The 23,416-nt window shown below is 46.3% G+C and carries 21 protein-coding genes; 4 read left to right on the top strand and 17 right to left on the bottom strand.

What is annotated here, in order from left to right; translation table 11 throughout:
- Positions 1–101: 101 nt before the first annotated feature.
- Together VNM22_08610 and VNM22_08605 are read right to left on the bottom strand one after the other, a co-directional pair.
- A complete protein-coding gene (locus tag VNM22_08610) occupies positions 102–1,919 on the bottom strand; it encodes a PQQ-binding-like beta-propeller repeat protein (GenBank protein HWP47206.1) in 1,818 nt (605 codons plus the stop codon).
- The gene (locus VNM22_08605; GenBank protein ID HWP47205.1) at positions 1,916–3,658 is read right to left on the bottom strand and encodes a hydantoinase B/oxoprolinase family protein; all 1,743 of its coding nucleotides are present in this window, start codon (positions 3,656–3,658) and stop codon (positions 1,916–1,918) included. Before VNM22_08605 ends, VNM22_08610 begins: the two co-directional genes overlap by 4 nt.
- Positions 3,659–4,072: 414 nt before the next feature.
- Between VNM22_08605 and VNM22_08600 the strand changes: the two genes are divergently transcribed.
- Positions 4,073–4,276, top strand: coding sequence for a nucleotidyltransferase domain-containing protein (locus VNM22_08600; protein HWP47204.1), 204 nt, complete (start codon positions 4,073–4,075; stop codon positions 4,274–4,276).
- Positions 4,277–4,522: 246 nt separating this feature from the next.
- Here the strand turns inward: VNM22_08600 and VNM22_08595 are convergent, their stop codons facing one another.
- From VNM22_08595 to VNM22_08580, 4 genes are all read right to left on the bottom strand, one after another.
- Positions 4,523–5,377, bottom strand: a complete 855-nt coding sequence (locus tag VNM22_08595; protein HWP47203.1) for a hypothetical protein — start codon at positions 5,375–5,377, stop codon at positions 4,523–4,525.
- Positions 5,378–5,496: 119 nt separating this feature from the next.
- Entirely contained in the window at positions 5,497–6,888 is a 1,392-nt protein-coding gene (locus VNM22_08590) for a glycosyltransferase family 39 protein (GenBank protein HWP47202.1), read from the bottom strand.
- 103 nt (positions 6,889–6,991) lie between these two features.
- Positions 6,992–9,058 carry a hydantoinase/oxoprolinase family protein gene (locus VNM22_08585; protein HWP47201.1) on the bottom strand — a complete coding sequence of 689 codons (2,067 nt, stop codon included), beginning with the start codon at positions 9,056–9,058 and terminating at the stop codon, positions 6,992–6,994.
- 35 nt (positions 9,059–9,093) lie between these two features.
- Positions 9,094–9,756, bottom strand: a complete 663-nt coding sequence (locus VNM22_08580; protein HWP47200.1) for a ThuA domain-containing protein — start codon at positions 9,754–9,756, stop codon at positions 9,094–9,096.
- A 289-nt stretch (positions 9,757–10,045) separates the two neighbouring features.
- On the opposite strand from VNM22_08580, the gene VNM22_08575 reads away from it, so the two are divergent.
- Complete coding sequence (locus VNM22_08575; protein HWP47199.1) at positions 10,046–10,540, top strand: YbaK/EbsC family protein; 495 nt, start codon at positions 10,046–10,048, stop codon at positions 10,538–10,540.
- Positions 10,541–10,737: 197 nt separating this feature from the next.
- Here the strand turns inward: VNM22_08575 and msrB are convergent, their stop codons facing one another.
- The 4 genes from msrB to VNM22_08555 form a co-directional block, all read right to left on the bottom strand.
- Entirely contained in the window at positions 10,738–11,244 is a 507-nt protein-coding gene (msrB, locus tag VNM22_08570) for a peptide-methionine (R)-S-oxide reductase MsrB (protein ID HWP47198.1), read from the bottom strand.
- A gap of 220 nt (positions 11,245–11,464) precedes the next feature.
- A complete protein-coding gene (locus tag VNM22_08565; GenBank protein ID HWP47197.1) occupies positions 11,465–11,632 on the bottom strand; it encodes a hypothetical protein in 168 nt (55 codons plus the stop codon).
- A 1-nt stretch (position 11,633) separates the two neighbouring features.
- The gene (locus tag VNM22_08560) at positions 11,634–13,637 is read right to left on the bottom strand and encodes a cation:proton antiporter (GenBank protein HWP47196.1); all 2,004 of its coding nucleotides are present in this window, start codon (positions 13,635–13,637) and stop codon (positions 11,634–11,636) included.
- A 192-nt stretch (positions 13,638–13,829) separates the two neighbouring features.
- The gene (locus VNM22_08555; protein HWP47195.1) at positions 13,830–14,108 is read right to left on the bottom strand and encodes a hypothetical protein; all 279 of its coding nucleotides are present in this window, start codon (positions 14,106–14,108) and stop codon (positions 13,830–13,832) included.
- 331 nt (positions 14,109–14,439) lie between these two features.
- Between VNM22_08555 and argS the strand changes: the two genes are divergently transcribed.
- Positions 14,440–16,125 (top strand): arginine--tRNA ligase, encoded by a 1,686-nt coding sequence (argS, locus tag VNM22_08550; GenBank protein HWP47194.1) that lies wholly within the window; start codon positions 14,440–14,442, stop codon positions 16,123–16,125.
- Positions 16,126–16,211: 86 nt separating this feature from the next.
- Positions 16,212–17,036 carry an SPOR domain-containing protein gene (locus tag VNM22_08545; protein ID HWP47193.1) on the top strand — a complete coding sequence of 275 codons (825 nt, stop codon included), beginning with the start codon at positions 16,212–16,214 and terminating at the stop codon, positions 17,034–17,036.
- A 48-nt stretch (positions 17,037–17,084) separates the two neighbouring features.
- Here VNM22_08545 and VNM22_08540 read toward each other — a convergent pair whose 3' ends face one another.
- From VNM22_08540 to VNM22_08510, 7 genes are all read right to left on the bottom strand, one after another.
- On the bottom strand, positions 17,085–17,411 hold the full coding sequence (locus tag VNM22_08540) for a hypothetical protein (GenBank protein ID HWP47192.1): 327 nt from the start codon (positions 17,409–17,411) through the stop codon (positions 17,085–17,087).
- A gap of 13 nt (positions 17,412–17,424) precedes the next feature.
- Positions 17,425–19,338, bottom strand: coding sequence for an excinuclease ABC subunit UvrC (gene uvrC / locus VNM22_08535; protein HWP47191.1), 1,914 nt, complete (start codon positions 19,336–19,338; stop codon positions 17,425–17,427).
- Positions 19,316–19,609 (bottom strand): PGPGW domain-containing protein, encoded by a 294-nt coding sequence (locus VNM22_08530; GenBank protein HWP47190.1) that lies wholly within the window; start codon positions 19,607–19,609, stop codon positions 19,316–19,318. The genes uvrC and VNM22_08530 overlap by 23 nt, the downstream gene beginning before the upstream one ends.
- A gap of 184 nt (positions 19,610–19,793) precedes the next feature.
- Positions 19,794–20,198: an ester cyclase gene (locus VNM22_08525; GenBank protein ID HWP47189.1), complete on the bottom strand. Its 405-nt coding sequence runs from the start codon at positions 20,196–20,198 to the stop codon at positions 19,794–19,796.
- A gap of 38 nt (positions 20,199–20,236) precedes the next feature.
- Entirely contained in the window at positions 20,237–20,725 is a 489-nt protein-coding gene (gene arsN2 / locus VNM22_08520) for an arsenic resistance N-acetyltransferase ArsN2 (GenBank protein ID HWP47188.1), read from the bottom strand.
- A gap of 287 nt (positions 20,726–21,012) precedes the next feature.
- The gene (locus VNM22_08515; protein ID HWP47187.1) at positions 21,013–22,452 is read right to left on the bottom strand and encodes a DegQ family serine endoprotease; all 1,440 of its coding nucleotides are present in this window, start codon (positions 22,450–22,452) and stop codon (positions 21,013–21,015) included.
- Between the two features lie 418 nt (positions 22,453–22,870).
- Positions 22,871–23,362 (bottom strand): Hsp20/alpha crystallin family protein, encoded by a 492-nt coding sequence (locus VNM22_08510; protein HWP47186.1) that lies wholly within the window; start codon positions 23,360–23,362, stop codon positions 22,871–22,873.
- Between the last annotated feature and the right edge of the window lie 54 nt (positions 23,363–23,416).

The raw sequence follows: 23,416 nt of genomic DNA, 5'->3' as shown, positions 1-23,416 counted from the left end.
TATGGCGTATTTCAAAACGGAAATTGTATGGTTATGAATTCTCGTTTCTAGCTTCTGACTTCTGACCCCTGGTACCTGATTCCTGAAGAGTCGGGCCAAATTCACTTCTTCTCTGGAAGGGCAAAGACCAGGATATCATCTCCCAGAGGGTATCCAAAAATCGAGTTTCCTCCGGCAGCAACGGCAATATATTGCGTCCCATCGACTTCATAGGAGATGGGTGGGGCATTGACTCCGGCTCCACAGGGGAATCTCCAGAGGATCTCCCCGGTTTTAGCATCGAAGGCATCGAAATAACCGTTTCCTTCACCGGTAAATACCAGCCCCCCTGCCGTTGCCAGGGCACCTCCTACCATAGGCTGCTCCATCTTTTTCTGCCATAGGACCTTTCCCGTAGAGGTATGAATGGCCGTAAAAGTGCCCCATTGTTCTTCTTTAATTTGTATAAAAAAGGTATAGCTTTCCCACGGTTTGTTCTCTTCCGGGGTTAAGGTTCGGGAGATATATCGGGCAGGTAAGTGAATCCCGGAGATATAAACTGCCTCTGTTTGCGGGCTATAGGCTACAGGTGACCAGGAAGAGCCGCCGGTTGCAGAGGGCGCAATGCGGGTTCCTTCGGGAGAAGGTTTGGCAAATAGGTTCTCTTGCGGGACAAACGGTTCGGATTTCAGGAGAAGTTTTCCGGTTCGTCGATCATGAATATAAAACCATCCGGTCTTGCCCGCCTGACCCACGGCCTGGATCTTTTTTCCATCCTGGACGATATCGAACAATATGGCCGGGCTTGCTACATCATAGCCCCACCGGTCGTGGGGTACCTGTTGGTAATACCATTTGAGCTGCCCCGTTTCCACATCCAGGGCCACCAGGCTTACGGTATAAAGATTATCCCCGGGACGGGTTGAATCATCCATTTGAGGAGAAGGATTTCCGGTTCCTACATAAAGGAAGCCCAACTCAGGATCCAAAGCAGAGGCCGACCATACGGAACCACCGCCTACCTTCCAGGTCTGGAAATATTTTTTAAAAGCAACCTTTTCTGCTTCGATATCCCGATGGAGATCTTCTCCTTCCAGGGTTGTAGTTCGCCATTCCCCTTCCCAACCCTTCTCAGGAATGGTATACCATCTCCAGATTTCTTTTCCACTTTGAGCATCGTAAGCGGCCAGAAAACCTCGCAAGCCATATTCTCCCCCGGAGATTCCAATCGCCGTATGGAGTTGTTGGTCTCCTTCTTTAAGGTTCATGTGCAACCCATAGCCGACCCCCATGGTTCCTACTATAACCTTTCCCTTATAAATCATGGGAGCCATATTGGAGCTATATCCAGTAGCCCCGGTAACGGTTCCTCCCTGAAATTCTTTAACTCCCAGTACCGCCTCTACCGTCTCACGTTTTCCGGCTTCAGGATCCGTGATTTCTCTATCCCATACCACCTGTCCCGTCCTTTGATCCAGGGCAATCAACCGGGCGTCGATGGTCGCCATGTATACTTTTCCATAACCCACGGCCACTCCTCGATTGGCCGGTCCACAACAAAACTTTTCCGTACGAAGCTTGTGCTCATACCGCCAAATCTGTTTGCCCGTCCTGGCATCCAAAGCGACTACATGATTAAAAGGGGTGGTTACATACATGACCCCATCCACCACCAAAGGATTGGTTTGAAAAGATCCGATCTTTCCTGTTTGGAAGATCCATCGAGGAGTCAGGTTTTTGACATTCTCTACGTTGATCTGGTCAAGGGGGCTATAGCGTTGGTTGGAGTAGTCATGGCCATAGAGGCGCCAATTTTTTTTGTCTTGATAGGCTTCGAGCAGGCGAGCATCGGTTACCTCTTCAGCTTTACCATTTTCAAACCACGACGAACTTATCAAACCCATGAGAATAATCAGCAGCCAGTTAAATTTTTTTATCATAGTTCCTCCTTAGGACGAAGGGATGCCCGTAACTTTGCAGTCCCTTCTCTATCAACCTCCTGGTTTCCTTCTTTGATCAAGACTCCGTACTCTTGCTTTGCTATTTCCCGATCGTAGTATCCACGCTGAACATCTTGCAAAACCAATTCTGGCGGACGGTCCAGCGGATCCCCATAGCCTCCTCCCCCAGGGGTTTCCAATCTTAACCGGTCTCCCGCCTGCATCGGTATCCCTTCATCTTTGCTGATATGGGGAGGAAAGTATTCTTTTCCCTGAAGCAGGAAAGTATGTTTTGCAGATTTGGCCGGTTTTCCTTTAAGGACTCCGAAAGGAGCAAAGCGCCCCCGGTCCCCAAGGAGAGAGGCACTAGCCGTTCCCCGCCTAAGTTGAAACTCAAAAATAACCCCAAGTCCTCCCCGACGCATACCAGCTCCTCCAGATCCCTCCCGAATGGCATATTGGGTAAATAGAACCGGATAACGGGCTTCAAAAATCTCCAAAGCTTGAGTTCGAGCCAGGGCAATGGTAGGATTACCGTTGATCAATCCATCTGTAAGGTAATTTCCGCCGTATCCCCCTCCGATAAAAGAGTAAAAAACAAAGTATCCCTTGGCCGGATCTTCTCCGCCCACCGAGAGATTTGTGACCGTCCCCATGGGGGCTGCATAACATCTCTCCGGAATAGCCTGGCTCAGTGCACCCAATACGACATCGATGATTCGCTGACAGACCTCAGCGGCGCACCCGGATACAGGTCGAGGCGGTTGTGCATTGAGAAAAGTCGTGGGAGGAATGTTAAAAGAAAAAGGTCGAAAACATCCGGCATTGATGGGCACATCAGGAAAGATATGCTTAAAAGCAATATAAACCCCGGCTATGGTTGTGCTCAGGACACTGTTCAACGGCCCTCGACAGGGAGGACTGCTTTTGGAAAAATCCAGATAGACTTCACTCCCCTTCACCTCCATCTCCAGATGAATGGCTAGCGGTTTCCAATCCACCCCATCGCTGTCCAGATAGTCTTCAAACACGTACTTTCCATCCGGGATGGTCTCAATATAACGCCGCATCAGTTGCTCTGAACGGGTTTTCATTTCCCCAATGGCTGCAAAAACCGTTTCTTCTCCGTAGCGATCCAGAAGCCGGGTCAGTCGGTCGGCACCCAGGTTAAGAGAAGCAACCTTGGCAATGATATCTCCCTGCCGCTCCTCGGGGACCCGTACATTGTGCAGGATAATATCCAGGACCTCCTGGTTCAATTTACCCTTATCAAAGAGCCGCACGGGAGGAAGCCGTAACCCTTCCTGATAAATTTCCGTGGCTTTGGTACAAAATCCACCAGGGACCCGTCCCCCAATATCCGGCCAGTGGCCGCTATTGGCCAGGAAGGCGGTTAATTTCCCTTTATAAAAGAAGGGTTTCACCATCTTTACATCCATTAAATGGGTTCCTCCCAGATAGGGATCGTTCACGATATAGATATCTCCCGGAGCTACATCTGAAATTCGCTCGATGACGGAACGGACGGTAAACTCCATCACATAGATGAAGTTGGGAAGTCCCCGAGGTCCCTGGGTAATAACCTCCCCGGTGGTTTTGTGATAAATGCCACTAGCCCGGTCAAAACCATCGGAGATGACTGGTGAGAAAGCCATATGCTCCAATGTAGCATCCATCTCGTCGGCTATTTGCTCCAAACTGCCGCGAATTACGGCCAAGGTAATCGGGTCTACTTTCATACTATCAAATTCCTACGCTTCGAGGGAAGCCTCCATCCCACCTTACCAAAGCTATCAGGCAACGATACCTTGACTTTCAGAATAAAAAAGCCATTTTATATCATTATTAAAAATTAAAATAGGAATAAATCTTATTAAACCGGTTTCTTTGCTAAAAGCAAGAGATTTTTTTTGACTATCTTGATTGGAGAGGAATTTAAAACTATGGAAGTAGCTTTGAACATCGGTGCTGAAATTGGTGACTAGTTTGTGTTCCATGTCTAAAGAGGATAGAAGATTTATGGATAGGAGTCCATAAGAATTTCTAACTCTTACTTGACATTTTACTTTTAGGCTTGTAGCCATATTTCTATGAGGCCTGTCATCTCGATGTCACAAGACGATCAAGTAAAAGATGAAATCTGAGCTATTTTTGTGCAAAACATCAGAAAGCCAGTCGGTGACCGACTTAAACAAGTGATTCTTTTCGGTTCCAGAGCCCGAGGGGATCATGCTCCGGATTCCGATTATGATTGCTTGGTTGTTTTGGATGAGGTTTCTCCTGAGGTCAAAAATAGTATCGATGAGATAGCCGGTGAGTTTCTTTATCGATACAATAAGGCAGACCGGGGATTATGAATTTGATCTCAGTATTACGGAAGATGAGGCTAAGGAAGATATTCAACTTGCCGAAAGGATGGTGCAGGCTATCAAAGCGTCTTTGACCGAGGAAGGAGTTTTGTAGTATTTCAGTGGCTGTAACTCTGGATTTTGGCACTGAAAACGACTCCCCGCTTGTGTTCCATGACAAAAAAGGGCTGATGAATGGCAAGTGAAACAAGCACGACGTAAGATGTTAGGATTCCTTTTCCAGCAGGATGCCTCTTAAATCAACTTTCCATTAGAAAAGATTAATCGGATACCCGCATTCTGTGCAGCTTCCTGCACTTCGGGTCGGGCCCGGTAGCAGAAACACAAGGGGAAGATTTCGCCGGGTAGATTTTCTCGCGCTCTCTTGAGTTGCTCGCTAAACTTTTCCACTTCTCTTAGAGTCAGATTACGTTTCGCCTCTCCAACAATCCAGATCTTTCTTTCCGGTTTTGTTGGATCCATAGCCGTTCCGAAGATATCCACTTCTTCTGGCTCATCGTCCCAGGTTTTCCATACCCGTTCCAGCATGCTTACCTGCCAGCCAAATTCACGTCTTAATGTAGCATACACGACACCGTGCGCAACATCTTCAATATCCCCACCCATCATGTCACTCAGGCCCCCAACCTGCTTACGAAGGCCATCGATAGCATGGACCAGTTGCTCAATAGCCGATTCTAATCTACCCAGGCGCTCCTCACTGCGCCGTTGGGCCTCAGCCAGCTCGGCCACCCGCTCCTCGGTCCGCTGCTGGGCCTCAGTCAGCCGCTCCACAGCCAGCTCCAGACTGCCTATCCGCTCCTCGGTCCGCTGCTGGGCTTCTGCTAACTCGCCTATCTGCTGTTCAGTCCGCTGCTGGACCTCAACCAGCTCGGCCACCCGCTCCTCGGTCCGCCGCTGGGCCTCGGCTAACTCGGCCACGGTCTGCTTCAGTTCTCGAAAGTCCTCGCGCGGCACACCAACCTGGTAGATCTGCGTGACCACTTTATCCAATACGTTCAGGAGAACGCCTGCGGTCCGCTCATCAAAGGCCTGTTGCAACTCGGTCAACAGAGCCTGTCGATTGATTGATGTTCCTATATCGCTCATCGTTTCTGTCCTCGATTTTGAATCCTAACTTAACCGTTTGTTTTAAGTTTAAAGGCCTGATAAGGATTTGTCAAGAACTAAGGATTTGCTCCAACAAAAAGGACAATAGGGTGAGGAGATTATCCCGATATCCGCTTGATCAAAACGTATTCCCTTTCGTCTTTAACGGGTTGATAGTTTTTAAATTTTATTTTTCTTAATAATTTGGCCTGCTGGAGGATTTCGTAATTTTTGAAGGCGTCCAAATCTTTTTTCAGAAGAATAATATACTCAACCTCCCTATCATATTCTTTTAATTGACCTTCAGAGAAAGCCTGAGCCCAGCTTGTAGTGTATCTATCCAGACCGTATACGGCAAGGTCTCCCTGTTGAAGATTCTTCCAGTAAAGAACCAGTTTTTTAATAGGTTCTCCGGAGAAATAAGAATAAAGTAAAAAGAGGGTTAAATGCAGGCAAAAAAGACCTATTGCAATCTTTTTCAGGGTGCTGGCGAGGCCATTCTTATAAAAAAGATAGGCAGATAAGATGGCTAAAAGGGGAAATAAAACCAGTAAATACCTGGCCCTGTGTCGCTCAACGAAGAATATAAATACCACCAAAACAGCGCCAATATAGGGTAAAAATAAAGTAAATTCCTTTGGAAATACCGTTCTTTTTTTTAGGTATATATAAGCCGCAACTACTGTAAGTGGTAAATAGTACACAATGACCCGGAAGTAATAGGCCATATTTTCAATCATGGATTCAAGGTTAGACAGTAAAGATACAGCAGAAGATTCTGTTTTGATTTGCTCGAATAACTCCTGGTAATGATAGGTATAAGCATACAGATACCAGGGAAAGGCAATGAGCATGAAGGCTAACAGGTTAATCGGGTGAATCAAATAAATGAGATATTTTTTATAATTCTCCGGTTTCAAGTAAATTAAATAGAAAAGCATGGCGAAGAGGGGAAAAATCCCCACAAAACCTTTGGATAAAAAAGCCAGGCCCATGGCCATGTATCCAAGGAAATAATTTATTTTTAACCCCTTAGGCTGGACCAGGGTTTTATAAAAGTAATACAGGCTTAAGGTAGTAAAAAAAGTTAAAACCAAATCGGTCATGGCCAGTCGAGAATATTCGATAAAAATCGATGAGGAGGACAACAGAAGGATGGTCAGGATTGCAAATTCTTGATGGGGGATTATCAACAGTGCGAATTTATAAAGAGTAAAAAGGGTTAAACATGCAATGACTAAAAATAAAATTCGAGAACTCCAGAGATGAATACCGAATAATTTATAACTTAACACAACGATCCAATAGGGTAAAATAGGCTTTTGAAATCTTACATCTCCAAAATAGGTGGGAAGGAGATAGTTATGGTTTTTTACCATGTTTATGGAAGAGGTGATATAAAAGGATTCGTCGGTTTCATAGGGAACTGTATTATTCAGGATCGATCCTACCAGGATAAAATAAGTTAATAGCCAGGCATAGAGGGAATAGTTCGTTTTAGTTTGCTTCATAGGCTTTTGGTTTTCTAGAGGGTTTGAGATATTTTTCTTGTGTTTTCCCTCACCTCGGGTTTCTCTGCCATGATAGGGAAGAGGGATTAGGATAAGGGCGATTTTATCTCATCTCCATCAATAGATTTCCACCTTCCTCCACGTAAGCCCGGACCCAAGGTTCCAGCCAGATGGTTGTATCCGGCTGCTCGATAACGGCAGGACCAGAGAAATGGATGTCCCAGGGTAGAAGAGAACGCTCATAGACCGGGCATTCCATAAATCGATCTTCCACAAACACAGGTCGGGTACCTTTCTGGGCCTCTTTCAGAGAAGTTTTCGGCCGGGTCAAAAAATCTTTCAGGGACAGATTCGGGCGAATGCCTATGATCGAGGTCCGGAGATTGAGTAAACGAACAGGGAGACGTTCCAGGAGCGTTTCCAGTCCGCCAAAAGCTTCCTCTACCTGTCCATATTGGCGGAGGTAGGCATGGCGGAAATTCTCTGCGATCAAGGAGGGGGAAAGGGGTCCTGCAGGTAAAGACATACGGATGACGTGGGTTTGCCCTTCATAGGAAATGTCGGTCTCACGGAGGATATTCAGGTGAACCAGGGGAATTTTTTCTTGTCGGATTAATTTTTCTCCCCGGTCCAGGTGTTCGGTAAAGATTCGTTCTATTTCTGTCGGATCCAGCTCTGAAAGGCGACGGTTAACGGTGGTTACAAAGTCGTGTTGAAGATTGGCAATGACACATCCCCAGGCCGAGGTGATTCCGGGATAATAGGGGACCATAGCCCTGGCAACTCCCAACTCCCGAAGAAGAAAGCTGACCAACAGAGGGCCACCTCCTCCGAAGGAGAAGAGAACAAAGTCCCGGGGGTCGTAACCGCGGTCTATGGAGATACGCCGGATACTTCCGGAGATACGATTATTAGCGACGGTAATGATGGCCAGAGCGGCTTCCTCTGGAGAGAGACCCAGGGGCTTTCCAATTTTTTCGGCGATAATGGATCGAGTCCGTATAACATCCAACGAGAACCCTTTCCTTCGGGCGATGGGGTAATCGGGATTGATCCTTCCCAAGATCAGATGGGCATCGGTAACTGTTGGTTGGGTCCCTCCCATCCCATAACACACCGGTCCTGGCTCTGCTCCTGCACTCTGAGGCCCTACCTGAAGAACTCCCCCCGGATCGATCCGGGCAATGCTCCCTCCTCCCGCTCCGATGGAGTGAATATCGATCATAGAAACCATGATGGGAATACCGAATTCGAGTTCTGTTCCGTTTGAGACGGTTGGTTTTCCTCCAACCACCAGGGATACATCAAGGCTGGTACCGCCCATATCATAGCCGATCAGGTTTTGAAATCCACTTTCTCCGGCGATCCGGGTAGCGGCAATAACTCCGGCTGCCGGGCCGGAGAGAATGGTATTTACAGAAAGGGTTCGAGCCGCTTCCACCGACATCATCCCTCCGTTGGACTGCATAATAAGGAGACTTCCTTTATATCCCCGCTCTTCCAGGCGTTGTTGGAGTTTAGTCAGGTAGCGACTGACAATAGGCTGAACATAAGCATTTACGACAGCCGTACTGGTTCGCTCGAACTCACGGATAAGGGGAAGAATGTCTGCCGAAGCTACGATAAAGAGATGGGGCCAGCGGGCTTCAAGAAGGGCTTTGGCTTTTCGCTCATGAACAGGGTTGATATAGGCGTTTAAGAAGCTAATTACAATGGCTTCTACACCGGCGTCCACAAGTTTTTCTGCTTCTGCCAGGACTTCCACCTCGGCCAGAGGAATAAGAATTTCTCCTTCGGCAGAGATCCGTTCAGAAACTTCCCTACGCCGATCCCTCGGAATTAAAGGCTCATAAGATCCGGTAAGGCCATAGAGATGAGGCCGGTCCCGACGCCTAAGTTCCAGGATATCCCGAAACCCATGGGTCGCTATAAGCCCACAACGCGCACCTCTCCGCTCCAGGATCGCATTGGTAGCGACCGTGGTACCGTGAATGACCAGCTCGATAGCCCTGTAATCGATCTCAAGCATATCGAGACCTGCCATCAAACCCAGAGAAGGATCCTTGGGAGTGGAAGAGATTTTGCCGATCTGTAGGGTATGAAGATTTTCATCCAGAACCATCATATCCGTGAAAGTCCCACCAATATCTATTCCTACCAGCTTTGCCATAAAATAATCCGGGCCTCCTTTGTCCCATACCCCCTTTATTCCATCTCCTTACCCATCGCCCAACAAATACCCCCCCCTATATGGCTTAAAAACAGCGGTTCTTTGTAGGTTTCCCGGGTATGTCCCATGGCGGTATACCAGGCTCGCCCTCCATCATACTCGTGATACCAGGAAATAGGATGGCTCTCTCCCATATTACCCCCGGAATAGGTCGTTTCATCTATCTGGATAAGTACTTTAACCTGAGGACTGGGATCATGGCGAAAATTGTACCACTCATCGCTTCGGATCCACTCAGAGGGTAATTGCCGGGTAGAGATATGGGTTGAATCCACCACCTTAAGAGTCGCCGGTTGGACGGCCGGATGATTTTTAAAGTAAGTCCCGACAAGCCGGCCATACCAGGGCCAATCATATTCCGTATCCGTCGCCGAGTGGATCCCAACAAAACCCTTTCCCTTCTGAATAAACTTCTCAAAAGCCGCCTGCTGTTCTGGATTTAGAACATCCCCCGTTGTATTTAAAAATATAACCGCCTGGTATCCTGCTAAATTATCATCGGTAAAAACCCCTGCATCCTCCGTGGCTTCGACCTGAAACTGATGCCGGTTACCTAAAGACCGAATCGCAGCAATCCCATCAGGAATCGATTCGTGGCGAAATCCCCTTGTTCTAGTAAAAATTAAGATCTTCCTCATCCTGACCTCATGATAAGGTTTGAAAAAGCTACCCCGGTCATAAACCAGGGTATTAAATAACTCCTGTCTTGAGCCTCTCAAAGAGATTATATTCATCAAAATCGGCCGAAGCAATAAAAAAATCTACCCGGAAAACTTCCTATCTTGAAGAAGAGTTATGTGAAAATTTTCTTTCTTCTGAATCAGAGGATAAGTACATTGATATAACCTGAGGTCAATGCTTTGATCTATTCTTTTTTAAAATTTTTTAAGTCGATCTGGAAATATCCAGAAAGGAGGCCTGTACGAAATGACAGAACCAGAACAGAAGGTTATCGAGGCTTTAAATAAAATTGGAATTCCTTACGAAACGATTCAGATTGATCCGGAATTTGCCGATACGGCAGCCTTTTGCAAAAAATACGGTTATCCCGTTGAGCGCTCCTGCAACACCCTCATCGTCACTTCTAAGAGAGGACCCAAGAAATATGTAGCCTGTGTGGTTTTAGCCAACACCCGGTTGGATGTAAATAATCGGGTTAAGAGTCTTATGGGCGTTTCCAAAGCTTCGTTTGCTTCTCCCGAGGAGATGATAACTCTTACCGGTATGCAGGTAGGTGGCGTAACCCCTTTTTCACTGCCTAAGGATTTACCGCTTTATGTCGATGAACGAATCATGGGTCTGGATTGGATCATTTTAGGGGGTGGGGGTCGTTCGTTGAAGATCAAAATCTCGCCCAGGGTTTTTACAGAATTAGGAGCCGAGATTATTTCAGGCCTGGCCTTAGAAGGAAAAGAGACCTAGAAGGATTTTTTCCATACCTGAATTCCCATTCAGAAGAACGTAAAATTTCCCGGGTTCAACTGGCTGTATAGGAGCAGGTTTGAAACCTGCTCCTCCGGCGACCTCATGATATACCTGGAAAGATCTTCTACCAGGCTATATCGGTAAATTGCAGGGGTAGGGCGAAATCTTGCTTCGCCCTGTAAGATTTTACCCTCTTAATTATTTCCTTCTGTTTGATCGGGAATAAATTTGAGAGCCACCCCGTTATTACACCATCGCTGGCCGGTCGGTGGAGGACCGTCATCAAAGACATGGCCTTGATGACCTCCACATCGAGCACAATGATACTCCGTACGGGGGAAAATCAGCTTAAAATCTCTTTTAGTTTCCAGGTGGCCTTCTATAGAAGTAAAGAAACTCGGCCAACCTGTACCACTATCAAATTTCATCTCCGAGGTGAACAAAGGAAGTCCGCATCCTGCACAAACATACAAGCCCTTTCTTTTCTCGTTATTAAGAGGGCTAGAAAAGGGGCGCTCGGTTCCTTCTTCACGCAAAATATGATATTGTTCCGGTGTTAGAATTTTTCTCCATTCTGCATTGGATTTTTGAATTTTTTCGATTTTATCAGCCATAACTCTACGATCTCCAACCAGGTTTAAGAGAATCAAAGGGGAGGTTGCAAGACTCAGAAAACCGATGATAAAATGGCGTCGATTCATGGATCGAGATTTTTACTCTTCCTACAGCTTGGCCGCTCGAGGCGAAGCGCAGGATTTTCTGTACCCGGTTTATAAACCGTTATCATTCTTGGGCCTAAGGCCTTCAAAAATCATATTACACTCAAGTTTGGAATTTGTGTATTATTTTTTTATTTTTTAGGGCGTTAGCAAGGTGTTAGGCCTTTTATAAATCCCATTCCAGTTTCCTGCTTAACAAAGTTTACTTAACGATATACTTAGGGGTAATAGGCGTTCCACAAGATTCGCAGGGAATTGTGTCCTGGATTTTGCTTTTTGGAACAGTTTGAGTACGATGGCACTTGGGACATCGTCGGGTTTGTGCTTTGGCGGTGGTATGGGCTATAATCCATTGAAATAAGGGATTCATATTATCCTCCTTGATTTGAACCTTCCTGAAAAAAATTGGCTGCAGCGGTGAGCTGATCGGGGCGTCCCAGAAGCAGAACCAGATCTCCTTCCTGGAAGATATCCCTGGAAGTTGGGTTTACAAGGATATCTTCATTCTGGTGCTGAATGGCTATGACGGTTGTTCCGGTTTTTTCTCTGAGTCCGGAATCTTTAAGTCGTTTACCGATTAAAGGACTTCCGGGCTTAACCCGGTAAACCTCCAGAGATAGATCACTCAAGAAGCGATGTAATCCTTCACCTGGCCGGTGAGCTTCGTAGAGGGATCGGAACATTTCGTAGCCATCCCGACGGATTTCCTGGATACAATGCTCGATGACGTCCCGGGGTACCAGGTATTTTTGCAAGACCCGGGTGAAAATTTCGACGGAGGTTTCAAACTCTTCCGGGATGACTTCCTGGGCACCAAGGGCAAACAAAGGTTCCATCTCCTGTAAATATCGGCTTCGTACAATGATATGCACCCCGGGATTAAGCCGTCTGGCCAGGTCGGTACTCCGTCGGGTGGCCGAAGCATCGGAGATTGCGATTACAACAACCCTGGCTTTCTCGATTCCGGCCTGTTGAAGAATTTCCGGGTTCGTAGCGTCCCCGAATAGGATGGGAACTCCTTTTTTACGTTCGACTCTCACAATTTCCGGGTTCATCTCGATAACCGTATAGGGAATTCCGGCGTATTTTAGAACCCGGGCCAGGTTACGACCGTTTACACCATAACCGATGATAATGACATGATCCTCCAGCGGCTGGTGGATACTCCCATCCGCCGTTGCTATCTCTCGATTGACAAGCCAGGGCTTTGGAACCCGATTTTCTAGCCAGATCGCCAGTCGGAATCCGAGTTTATAGAGTCCCGGGGTCATGGCCATGGTTCCTACTGCAACGGCCAGAAAGAGTTGGTTCAAACGGGCATCAAGAAGACCTGCTTGAGCACCTATTCGGGATAGGACGAAGGAGAACTCCCCGATTTGCGCAAGCAAGAAACCTGTTATGACCGCAACTCTTAAAGATTGTCCCAAAAGAAAGGCCACTCCACCTGTTACCACCATTTTTACAGCCATAACGATCAACAGATCTGCCAGGAAAAGAAAGGGGGCTGAGAGGAGAGTTCGAACGTCAAAGAGCATGCCAATGGAGATAAAAAATAGACTGTTAAAAACTTCACGGAAAGGAAGTACCTCGGCAAGGGCCTGATGGCTGTACTCGGATTCAGAGATGACAAGTCCGGCAATGAAGGCCCCCAGAGCCAGAGAAAGCCCAACCTTTGCGGTTGCCCAGGCGGTACCCAAGCAAAGGAAAATGATGGTTAAAAGAAAAATCTCTCGTTTCCGGGTGTTAACGGCCTGGTGCAAAAGCCAGGGGATCAGGTACCTGGCTGCCAGGATGGTGACCCCGATAAACAGAAGTGCTTTTCCTATAACCCAGGGAATGGTCATTATATCTCCTCCCTGCCCGCCGAGAAAGGGAGTCAGTAACATCATGGGAACAATACAAAGATCTTGAAAAATAAGAATACCCAAAGAGGCTTTGCCGTGCGGACTGTCTAGTTCACCGTGATCGGATAGAAGACGCAGGACAATCGCTGTACTACTGAGAGAAACCAACATACCAAGAAACGTCGCCGTCGCCCAGGAGATATGAAGGGTCGGTGCAAAGATCATAATCAATGCGACGGTAAGGGAAACTTGAAGCCCTCCTCCAAAAAGAAGGAATGTCCGCAGGCGCACCAATTGCTGGATGGAAAACTCGACCCCTACCGTGAAGAGGAGAAGAATAACCCCGATTTCGGCCATAGCTTCAACCTGATGAATCCCCTGGATGAGTCTAAGCCCATAAGGTCCACAGATGGTCCCTGTAATTAAGAATCCTACAATGGGAGGGAGATTAGCCCGATGAAAGGCTACCACCGTCAGGGCACTGAGGCCAAATAAGGCCAAAAGATCTTGAAGAAAAGTTAGCTCAGGCATTGGGTTTTAGGATCTCTATGGGATAAATCTTCCGTTAGAGTTATCTCCTCCAGGCTATAGGCCCATGATCTGAATCAAGGGACTTAGAGTAGGATGAGTTAAATTTTTTATTAAATCATTCCCCCGATGGGGGTGTTTAAAGGGTTAGAGAGAACTTGATCGGGATTGTGAAAGCGGAATAGGATTCCCCCCCTATTCTGAAAGGATCTGCCGGAGTTGATCAACGGTATAAATTTTTCCTTCCAACAGCCGATAGCTTTCAGATAATTGCAGGAAAGGAAAGTCCACTAACACTTCATAGATACCGTTATTTAACTCCGGATAACTTTCCAAAACGGCCTTGATACAGCTCTTTGCATCTGGATTTCCCTCTGTATCGACCACATAGACTTCGTTACTTCCGTCGAAAATTCCATGGAAGTTGAGAATGGCCAGATCTTTTAAGACTTCCTCCTTTTTGAGTACCCTCATACGACCTTTCGATTTTAAAAAAATAAGTAAAAAGAGGCTTGAATTCAATTAGCCGGTGAAACGATTATGTCTGTAACATATCCTAAAACAGATTTGAGAGGATGTCAACAGAGGTTGTGTAAATTGTATCTGTATCAATTTAGCAGGTAGAAAAAGAAACACCCCCCTGGCCCCCTCCAGGGGGAGACTGACATAGGGTTGCTGCTGATGAAGTCCTCCCTGGAGGGGGCCAGGGGGGTGTTCAGACAGAAAAAGTGACACCTCCTAAATGGTTACAGTTACGTGTAAATTCACAAATGTTCTGTTTCCTTCTTGACAGAACCCTTGGGGTGTGCTAGTAAAAAGCCATATGATGGAAGGTAATTTAAAAGAACTCATTGTGGAAGCCCTTGTACGGGCCAAAGAAGCAGGGGAGTTGAGGTATTCTCAACTTCCGGAAATCATTCTCGAACGACCTGCCGAGAAAAGTTATGGAGATATTACAACCACCGTGGCCATGACCCTGGCTTCCCTGGAACGAAAACCTCCCCGGGTTATTGCAGATATTATCCTAAAACATATGAGTCCGTTGCCTTCCTGGATTGAAAGACGGGAGATTGCAGGACCCGGTTTTATAAACTTTTACCTGTCCCCATCTTTCTGGCATAACCAACTCCTGTTCATTTTAAACCGGGGAGATCGATTTGGGTCTTCGGATTATGGAAAGGGAATGCGGGTTCAGGTAGAGTTTGTGAGCGCAAATCCGACCGGGCCCCTTCATGTGGGACACGGGCGAAATGCCGCGGTAGGAGATGTATTGGCACGGATCTTAACCTTCAGTGGGTATCAGGTAGAAAAGGAGTTTTATATCAATGATTTCGGCAATCAAATCGAGCTTCTGGGACAGTCCGTGTGGAGTCGATACATGGAGTTGAATGGGAAGCCTGTACCGTTCCCGGAAAATGGATATCACGGAGATTATGTTTATGATATAGCCAGAGAAATCATAGCCAGGAAGGGGACCGAGTTTGTAGAGAAAGATCCAGCAGAGGTGCTTTCCTTTTTTGCAGAATTCGCCTCTCAGGCTATGTTGGAACGAATTAAAGCCGATTTAGAGGCATTTCGCGTCACCTTTGATAGCTGGTTCAGCGAGAAAAGCTTATACCAGAACGGATCCGTAGCTCAGGTACTGGAGATCCTTAAATCAAAGGGCTTCATTTATGAGCAAGAGGGCGCTCTTTGGTTTCGTTCTACTCAGTTTGGGGACGATAAAGATCGGGTGGTTATTCGCTCAGATGGACGTCCTACTTACCTGGCCTCGGATATAGCCTATCATCAAAATAAGCTTCAACGGGGTTTTTCAAAGCTGATCAATGTTTGGGGAGCCGATCATGGAGGTTATGTTCCTCGTGTAAAAGGAATTATAAAGGCCCTGGGCTACCCGGAGGATATCCTATCGGTCGTTCTCATTCAACTGGTTCGGTTAATGCGAGAAGGCATGGAAGTTAAAATATCTAAACGGTCGGGAAAACTTATTTTACTCTCCGATCTTGTTGAAGAGGTAGGTGTGGATGCGGCCCGGTTTTTCTTTACCATGCGACGTACAGACAGTCACCTGGACTTTGATTTAGAATTGGCCAAAAGCCAATCTAAGGATAACCCGGTCTATTATGTCCAATACGTTCATGCCAGAATCTGTAGCCTTTTTCGAGAAGCCAAGAAACTTAGTATAGCTCTACCATCTCCCCCGGAAGTAGATCTAAACCGATTAAACTCTGAAGAGGAACTTGCTTTAATTAAAGAACTATATCATTTTCCTAAAGTGGTCATCGAGAGTGCTCTTTCTCTGGAACCGCATCGTATCACTTTCTATCTTCAGAACCTGGCGAGTATTTTTCACAGCTATTATAATAAATACCGCTTTATCGGCGATGACCCGGCCCTAACCGGAGCAAGACTTACCCTGGCCAAAGGAGTTCAGATCGTTTTAAAAAATGCCCTGGATCTGTTAGGCGTATCGGCTCCAGAAGTGATGTAGCAAAATCCAGAAGTCAGGAGTCAAAGGTCAGGAACCAGAATCCAAAAATTCTGGCTGCTGACTTCTGGCTCCTGGATCTGTTAGGTATGAAAAATCTTAACAAGATTAGAGGCAAGAGAGAATTTCATTTTGATGATAAAGAGCTTATCGCTTTAGGAATCTGTTCGACCCTTTTAATCTTTTTGGTTCTTTGGTTAGGTATTTTAATCGGTAAGGGAAATCAAGCTCAAGAGATGACCAAACTGGAAGAGAACCCTCCCATTACCTTATCCCCATCATCCTCATTGGATAATCCTTCTTCAACCCAGCAAGCTCAAGGAAAACTAAAGGAGGAGGAGTCCAAGCATGCTTCTTCTTCACAACCGGGAGAACCTAAACGGGATTTAAAGTTGAGTTACTATACCGTCCTCCAAGATGCCGAACAGCCTAAAGATCAGAGTATCAAACAGTCAGAAGCTAGCCCCGGGATGTCGGTTGTCAAATCAGATTCTAAAGAATTGAACTCAGGCCAAACAACCGAGGACTCGAAAAAGGAAGAGGTTTCCAAAGAAGGGTCCGGTACAGAAGCCGGATTGGAACCTCGGAGAACGGACAATTTACCGGAAGTACCTTCTAAAAAGCCGGAAGGACCTGTGAAAAATAATTTTGAGTCTGAATCTGCAATTTATACCGTTCAGGTTGCTTCCAGCCAAAATCGGGAAGAATCTGAATTACTCCGAAACCAACTTCGAGAAAAAGGCTATGATGCAACCCTTATCTCCGTTAATCTGGGACCCCAGGGGATTTGGTATCGAGTTCGGGTTGGAAATCTGAAAGATCGAATGGAAGCCGAGCGCTTAAAAAAGGAACTCCAGGAAAGGTTTTCTGTTTTAGCCAGGAATCCACTGATTGTAAAGGGGAGTGAACAATAAGAAGTGTAGGGGTCTAGAGGCTCGTGGAAGCAGGTTCCTGGCCACAATTCACAACTCCCGCTCTTCTTTTTCCCGGATCCTCATCTGTCGATCCCATTTTTCTTTAAAGATAGAATATTTCTGGGTAAGATTCTCAAACTTAAAACGATGCAGGGTCCTGGGAATGACTTTAGATTTCCATTTTTGGATCAAAAACTCGGTTTGGGTTCTCAGCTCTTTCGGTTCTTTGTAGATTTTACGGGCAAAGAAATCCTCGTACAATTTGATGAGTTGTCTTATGTTTCCATCGATAACCTGTAAATCTACTTCAATATCGTCCCTTTTAATCTCAACCTTTTTCCTTAAATCATTCTGTTTCCTTCTATCATAAGGCAACAAGGTAGACCTCCTATCTTCCCTCTATAGGTAGAGGGATGGACCCTCTTATCCTATCCATGGGGAGGGTTGGGGTAGAAGTAAGGAACTGCCAGATGGTTTCGGCCAGTTTTCTGTTGATGAGAGGTACTTTCAGAAGTTCCTCTACAGAAGCTTCTCGAATCTTTTGAATATTTCCAAAATGCTTCAGAAGGGCTTTCTTCCTCTGAGGTCCTACTCCTGGAATCTCATCCAGAATCGAATGGAGTGTTGCCTTTTTCCGCACCGTTCTATGATACGTTACTGCAAACCGATGGGCTTCATCTCGAATTCTTTGAAGAAGCTGTAATTCTTTGGATTCCCTGGGCAGAATCAAAGGATCCCCTTCAGGCTTTAGAAAGATTTTTTCCTTATCTGTTTCAGAATATTTGACACCTTTGGCCTTAGCAAGACCGATTACGTCGGGATGGCGTACACGAAGTTCTTCTAAAACTTCCAAAGCGGCACTCAATTGACCTTTTCCTCCATCGATGACAATAAGATCCGGGAGTTCAAGACCCTCCTTTAAAACCCGACTATACCTCCTTCGGAGCACTTCCCGCATCATTCCAAAATCATCCGGTCCGGGGGTATATTTAATTTTAAACTTTTTGTATTCCGATCTGGCAGCTTTTCCATCTTTCCACACCACCATGGACCCTACGGCATAGCCCCCCTGAATGTTGGACATATCAAAGGCCTCAATGCGGACAGGAAGATTCCTGAGACCCAGGCTTTTCTGGAGTTGCTCTAAAACCTCGGGACCTTCTCCGGATCCGATTTCGATTTCTTCCCTCAGGGCAAGTTCCGCATTTTTAAAGGCCATGTCGACAAGTCGTTTCTTTTTTCCCCGTTGAGGGACTATCAAGTTAACTTTTTTTCCTTTACGACGCGATAACCACTCGGAAAGAATTTCCTCCTCACCAATCGGCTCGGGGAGAACGATTTCCTCAGGAATGAATACCTCCCGGGCATAAAACTGCTTGATGAAAGAGGTTAATATCTCTGCCTTTTCAAGCTCGTCGGAGCGGGTTAAGTTAAAGTCGCTTCGCCCGACCATTACCCCGTTTCGGATGAAAAACATCTGAACGTTCACCAGATCTCCCTGTACGGCATAGGCCAGGATATCTTGATTTTCAAATCCCATGGAAATGACCTTCTGACGTTCCATGACCCTTTGGATAGCCGTGATCTGATCCCGAATTTTAGCAGCCTGTTCAAATTCCAGGTTGGCGGCTTTCTCTTCCATCTTGGCCTGAAGACTTTTAACCAGATCTTCTTTCTTACCTTCCAAAAAGAGCCGAACCTCTTGAACCAGTCTATCGTATTCTTCTTTCGTACACATGGCCGCACAAGGTCCGATACATTGCCCAATCTGATAGTCCAGGCAGGGCCGTTCCATGCAATTGAAACTGATAGTATAGGTACATTGGCGGATGGGAAAGATTTTATGGATAAGTTTCAAGGTCTTCCACAGGGCATTGGAGGGAATATAAGGGCCAAAGTAAAGGGCTCCATCTTTTTTGATTTTCCGAACTGCAATAACTCGAGGAAACTCCTCCTGCAGAGTTAATTTGAGGTAGGGAAAATTCTTGTCATCTTTGAGAACCACATTAAATTTGGGCTTGTGTTTCTTGATGAGGGTCCCTTCCAGAATGAGAGCTTCCAATTCAGAGTCTGTGACAATATACTCCAGGTCTGCAATTTGAGAGACCAGGGTATCGATTTTCGGAGAGAGGGAACGGGATTCTTGAAAATAGGAACGTACTCGATTTTTTAAAGACCTCGCCTTTCCTACATAGATGATCCGCCCTTCTACGTCCTTCATTAAATAAACCCCGGGATCATCCGGCAGATGTTGAAGCTTCCGGAATAAATTATCCGATTTAGTTATCTTGCTCTCGGTCATGGGAAATTGAATTCCTGGAGAATCTTTTAAGAATCTTTCTTTTAAGAAGCGTAAATCGGGCGTAAGGTTGGGGATATTTTCTTTTCAGCCATTTTAGAATTCGGTTAGCCGTTTCGCTTTCCTTAGAAAGAATCGCTAACCCAATGGCCAGGAATAGAAAACCTTGCAGTATAGGAAGAAATAACCCTACTACTCCCAAAATCAAAAAAAACCAACCCACTACCAGGATAACAATTCGCCTTACAACCGGGGTCCAATAGATAAATTTCACGTTTGAACTTCTAAGTCTGGGTCCTCTTCGGAAAAGCAACCAGGTAAATAATAAGCTTAAGCTACTATAAAGCACATACTCTAATAGATCCAGTTCCATCTACTCCATTAATATTGGTCCTTTTACAAGGTATGTCAAGGAAACAAGTTAGTCGGGCAGGTACACAGGCGCCTCGCCTGCTTTCTCAAACATAACCCAATCCTCGAAGTTGTTGAAGTAGCCCATGGATGTCCCCCAGGACCCATACTTCTGCTATTTTTTCGCCATAAAAGTGGAAGACTGCCGCACCGGCATATTCCACGCGATATCCCGTCGGGGGAATACCCAAGATCGTACCCAGGTAGGTAAGCCTGGCAAAAGCCCCATCGTCTTCCGAAATGATCTCTTCCACGTGGTTGGTAAAATCAGGGAAGGCCGCCTGTATTTTATCCAGGTACTCTGCAAATCCGGAGTGGCCGAACTTCTCCTCACCGAGGGAGCCTCGAAACTTGATATTATCTGTAAGTAACTCAGGAATCTTGCGCTTATTGAAGCTATTCCATAACTCCTCGTAGAACCGTCGAATTAAGTCACGGTTTCTGTTCCTCATCCTTGCACCCCTTTGCGGGTACCCGACCGACGGTAAAGCTAAACAACCTCAGACAACGGCTTCACCATGAGCACTGAACTGGCCGGGCAGAGGGTCGAAAACTCCGAGGTACGTTGAATCTCTGGAGGGGCCATTTCCCTCGGGATTACCTTATAACCCAACCGTTTAAAGAAGCGTTCCGCCGTGGTGGTCAGGAGATACAGCCAAGTGACACCCCTAACCCGTGCAACCTCTTCAGCGTAGGTTACAAGAGCTGAACCCAGTCCCCTCGACCGATTTCGCGGGGAAACAACCAGTGATCGAAGTAAACCGACCGGGCCCTCTAATTCGAGACCGACAACCCCTTCAACCTTACCATCCACCTCACAGGCAAAGAAGGTTTTCAGCTTTTCAGGCGTAATATCCAGGGTCGGTAACTCTGCCTCCAATAGCAGGTGTTTTACCGCTGATTCGGGCGGACTCGCCCGGATCTTCACCTCTACCTCCCGTCCTTCTTTATCAACAAACCGGATTCTTGACCATTCCATCGTCGTAAAAAGGTGATTCTTAGTCCCTTCCCTATCCTCTCTCCTTTGAAACACCCCTTAAACTGTAGGGACGACCTCCTGTAGCTGTCCTGTTTAAGGATGATTCTAAGGATCATTTCCGGTTAATGAAGAGTTATAAATAGAATAGCAAAAGAAGGTCCAATGGTCAAGCAAAAACTGCTGGACGAGCTACTACCTGGTCGGTATTGAAATGGGGTGTAAAGTAGAGATAGGGGGACAAGGGAGTATGGGGATAATATCCCCATACTCTGAGGAAGGGGGTTTAGTTAGCGCTTCAGGATCAGATAGAAGGTGCTGTCCCCTCGACGAATCAAAAACAGAATTTGATCGCTTTTGCCTGCTTTGGCTATGGCCCGGTTATAATCGCTGAGGTTTCTGACTTCTTGACGGTTAACCTCTTTAATGAGATCTCCTCGTTGAATTCCGGATTCATCGGCCAGGCTACCGGGTTCTACCTCAACTACCACCACGCCATGATCTCCTTCATAACCCAGTCTGGAAGCCAGGTCTGGCGTTAAGTTCTGTACCTGGATTCCAAGTTCGGAGACTTCTTTTCCTGGAGTCCCGGCCGAAGCTATCTCTGCAGGAAGTTCGGCGATCTCCACGGTTAATGTCTGGTGATGACCATCCCGAATGATTTCAATGGGGACTTTCTCTCCAACGGGAGTTGAGGCTACCATGTTCCGGAGTTGATTGGGATCGTTGACATCTCGATTCCCATACCGGATGATGATATCTCCTCGTTTAAAACCGGCTCTTTCTGCCGGACTTCCTTTGGTTACATCCCCGACCAGAACTCCTTCTGCTTTACTTAAACCGAAACTCCTGGCCACATCTTCGGTAACGGGTTGAATCTGGACTCCCAGCCAGCCCCGGACAATTTTACCATTTTCGATCAGACTTTGCATGATGCTCTTGGCCATATTAATGGGGATCGCAAAACCGATTCCCTGATAACCTCCACTTCGACTGAAAATAGCGGTATTGATACCGATAACCTCCCCATCCAGGTTTACCAGGGGACCTCCACTGTTTCCGGGGTTGATGGCGGCATCTGTCTGGATAAAATCTTCATAATCGGCAATACCCATGTTCGCCCGACCCTTAGCGCTGATGACTCCAACAGTTACCGTCTGATTCAATCCAAAAGGATTACCAATGGCAACGACCCAATCTCCCACCTCGATATCATCGGAGTTTCCCAGTCTGGCCACTGGAAGGTCTCTGGCCTTAATTTGGATGACGGCTACATCGGATTTAGGATCGGTCCCAACGACCTTGGCCGTGAATTCTCGCTTGTCGGCTAAGGTTACTTTAATCTCGTCAGCCTTGCCGACTACGTGATTATTGGTCAGAATATATCCCTTCTCGCTGACAATGACCCCGGAACCCAGACCTCGATTTTTAAATTCTCTGGGAATCCCAAAGAACCGTTCAAAAAAGTCATCTCCGAAGAAATCCCGGAAGGGATCGTTACGAAATCCAAACTGAGAGGGTCTGATAGTTTGAACAACACTGATATTAACAACCGTTGGGGTAACCTTCTTGGCTACCGTTCTAAAAGAAAAACTCATTTTCTGGAGATCCTGGATTTGCCTTTCATCGGCAAAAGAGGGTAAGGATGGCTTTACCTTTACATCCAGAATCCCCACCAGAAATAATAAAATGAGTCCTAGGACTACCCAGGTGGCTTTTGATTTAAACATGGTCTATAGCCTCCTTTTAAAAAGGTAAAAAACCCAGCAGGTTGTATAACAGAGTTACCCGTAAGCTTCTCATCCTGTACTTCTGAACGATAGCAAGGAATCTTATCCTTTTAAGGTTCATTGCCATCGTTCAGAATTGTACCAGAGAGATCCTTGAAGACTCTGTTATACAACAAAGAGATGTAATACCAATTTCATAGGGAAAGGTTTCATAAAGCTGTCGTAGTCCGTTCGCCCTTGACAGTTCAGGATAAACGAGGAAAGAACCAGATCGTTTAGGTATCCTTTCACAAGAAACTGGTACAGGTTATGTTTAATCAGAGGATTTTGTAAAATTAGAGTGGTTCTCTGTTAAAAAGTTCCAGAGACTTTTAGGGCGTATGCAAATAAAAACCCCGCTGGAAGCGGGGCTTTTGGTTTACTGGACGTTGATTTTGATTTGCTTGGGTTTGGCTTCTTCGGGCTTTGGCAACTTTACCTCCAAAACCCCATTCTGATAAGTCGCTTTGATCTTATTGGGATCCGTCCCTGCCGGAAGTGGAATGGATCGTCTGAAGGCTCCATAGGTCCATTCGCTTCGGTAGTAATTCTCTTCTTTTATCTCACTTTCCCGTTTACGTTCTCCGCGAATGATGAGGTTGCCATCACTTACCGATACGTCAATATCTGACTGCTTCATTCCAGGAAGTTCCGCTCTGACGACCAGCTCATCCTTCGTTTCGTATACTTCTACGGCAGGACTCCATTCCCGGGTGCTAAGGGATTCTAACCCGGTATCTCCAAAAGCTTCCTCAAATATTCGGTTCATTTCACGCTGTACATTAGAAAGCCATCGAAAGGGATCCCAACCTCTTTCTAAAGAACCCCAAGATTCTAAAGCGGAAAATGGACGCCATCTTTGAATTGCCATCTTTACTACCTCCTTCACTTAAAAGGTAAGTTTTTTATTCTTTCAAACTCGATT

The organism is Candidatus Limnocylindrales bacterium (assembly GCA_035559535.1).
Classification (GTDB): Bacteria; Moduliflexota; Moduliflexia; order Moduliflexales; family JAUQPW01; genus JAUQPW01.
The sequence above is the reverse complement of the archived record's forward strand: the minus strand, read 5'-3'. Positions and strand labels throughout refer to the sequence as shown.

What these genes read in the sequence shown, in the direction of transcription:
- VNM22_08565 (HWP47197.1), bottom strand. Translation starts at nt 11,632, where the DNA reads ATGAATCCCTTATTTCAATGGATTATAGCCCATACCACCGCCAAAGCA.
- VNM22_08590 (HWP47202.1), bottom strand. Translation starts at nt 6,888, where the DNA reads ATGAAGCAAACTAAAACGAACTATTCCCTCTATGCCTGGCTATTAACT.
- VNM22_08525 (HWP47189.1), bottom strand. Translation starts at nt 20,198, where the DNA reads ATGAGGAACAGAAACCGTGACTTAATTCGACGGTTCTACGAGGAGTTA.
- uvrC (HWP47191.1), bottom strand. Translation starts at nt 19,338, where the DNA reads ATGACCGAGAGCAAGATAACTAAATCGGATAATTTATTCCGGAAGCTT.
- VNM22_08610 (HWP47206.1), bottom strand. Translation starts at nt 1,919, where the DNA reads ATGATAAAAAAATTTAACTGGCTGCTGATTATTCTCATGGGTTTGATA.
- VNM22_08555 (HWP47195.1), bottom strand. Translation starts at nt 14,108, where the DNA reads ATGAGGGTACTCAAAAAGGAGGAAGTCTTAAAAGATCTGGCCATTCTC.
- VNM22_08585 (HWP47201.1), bottom strand. Translation starts at nt 9,058, where the DNA reads ATGGCAAAGCTGGTAGGAATAGATATTGGTGGGACTTTCACGGATATG.
- arsN2 (HWP47188.1), bottom strand. Translation starts at nt 20,725, where the DNA reads ATGGAATGGTCAAGAATCCGGTTTGTTGATAAAGAAGGACGGGAGGTA.
- VNM22_08595 (HWP47203.1), bottom strand. Translation starts at nt 5,377, where the DNA reads ATGAGCGATATAGGAACATCAATCAATCGACAGGCTCTGTTGACCGAG.
- VNM22_08575 (HWP47199.1), top strand. Translation starts at nt 10,046, where the DNA reads ATGACAGAACCAGAACAGAAGGTTATCGAGGCTTTAAATAAAATTGGA.
- VNM22_08605 (HWP47205.1), bottom strand. Translation starts at nt 3,658, where the DNA reads ATGAAAGTAGACCCGATTACCTTGGCCGTAATTCGCGGCAGTTTGGAG.
- msrB (HWP47198.1), bottom strand. Translation starts at nt 11,244, where the DNA reads ATGAATCGACGCCATTTTATCATCGGTTTTCTGAGTCTTGCAACCTCC.
- VNM22_08515 (HWP47187.1), bottom strand. Translation starts at nt 22,452, where the DNA reads ATGTTTAAATCAAAAGCCACCTGGGTAGTCCTAGGACTCATTTTATTA.
- VNM22_08545 (HWP47193.1), top strand. Translation starts at nt 16,212, where the DNA reads ATGAAAAATCTTAACAAGATTAGAGGCAAGAGAGAATTTCATTTTGAT.
- VNM22_08510 (HWP47186.1), bottom strand. Translation starts at nt 23,362, where the DNA reads ATGGCAATTCAAAGATGGCGTCCATTTTCCGCTTTAGAATCTTGGGGT.
- VNM22_08560 (HWP47196.1), bottom strand. Translation starts at nt 13,637, where the DNA reads ATGCCTGAGCTAACTTTTCTTCAAGATCTTTTGGCCTTATTTGGCCTC.
- VNM22_08580 (HWP47200.1), bottom strand. Translation starts at nt 9,756, where the DNA reads ATGAGGAAGATCTTAATTTTTACTAGAACAAGGGGATTTCGCCACGAA.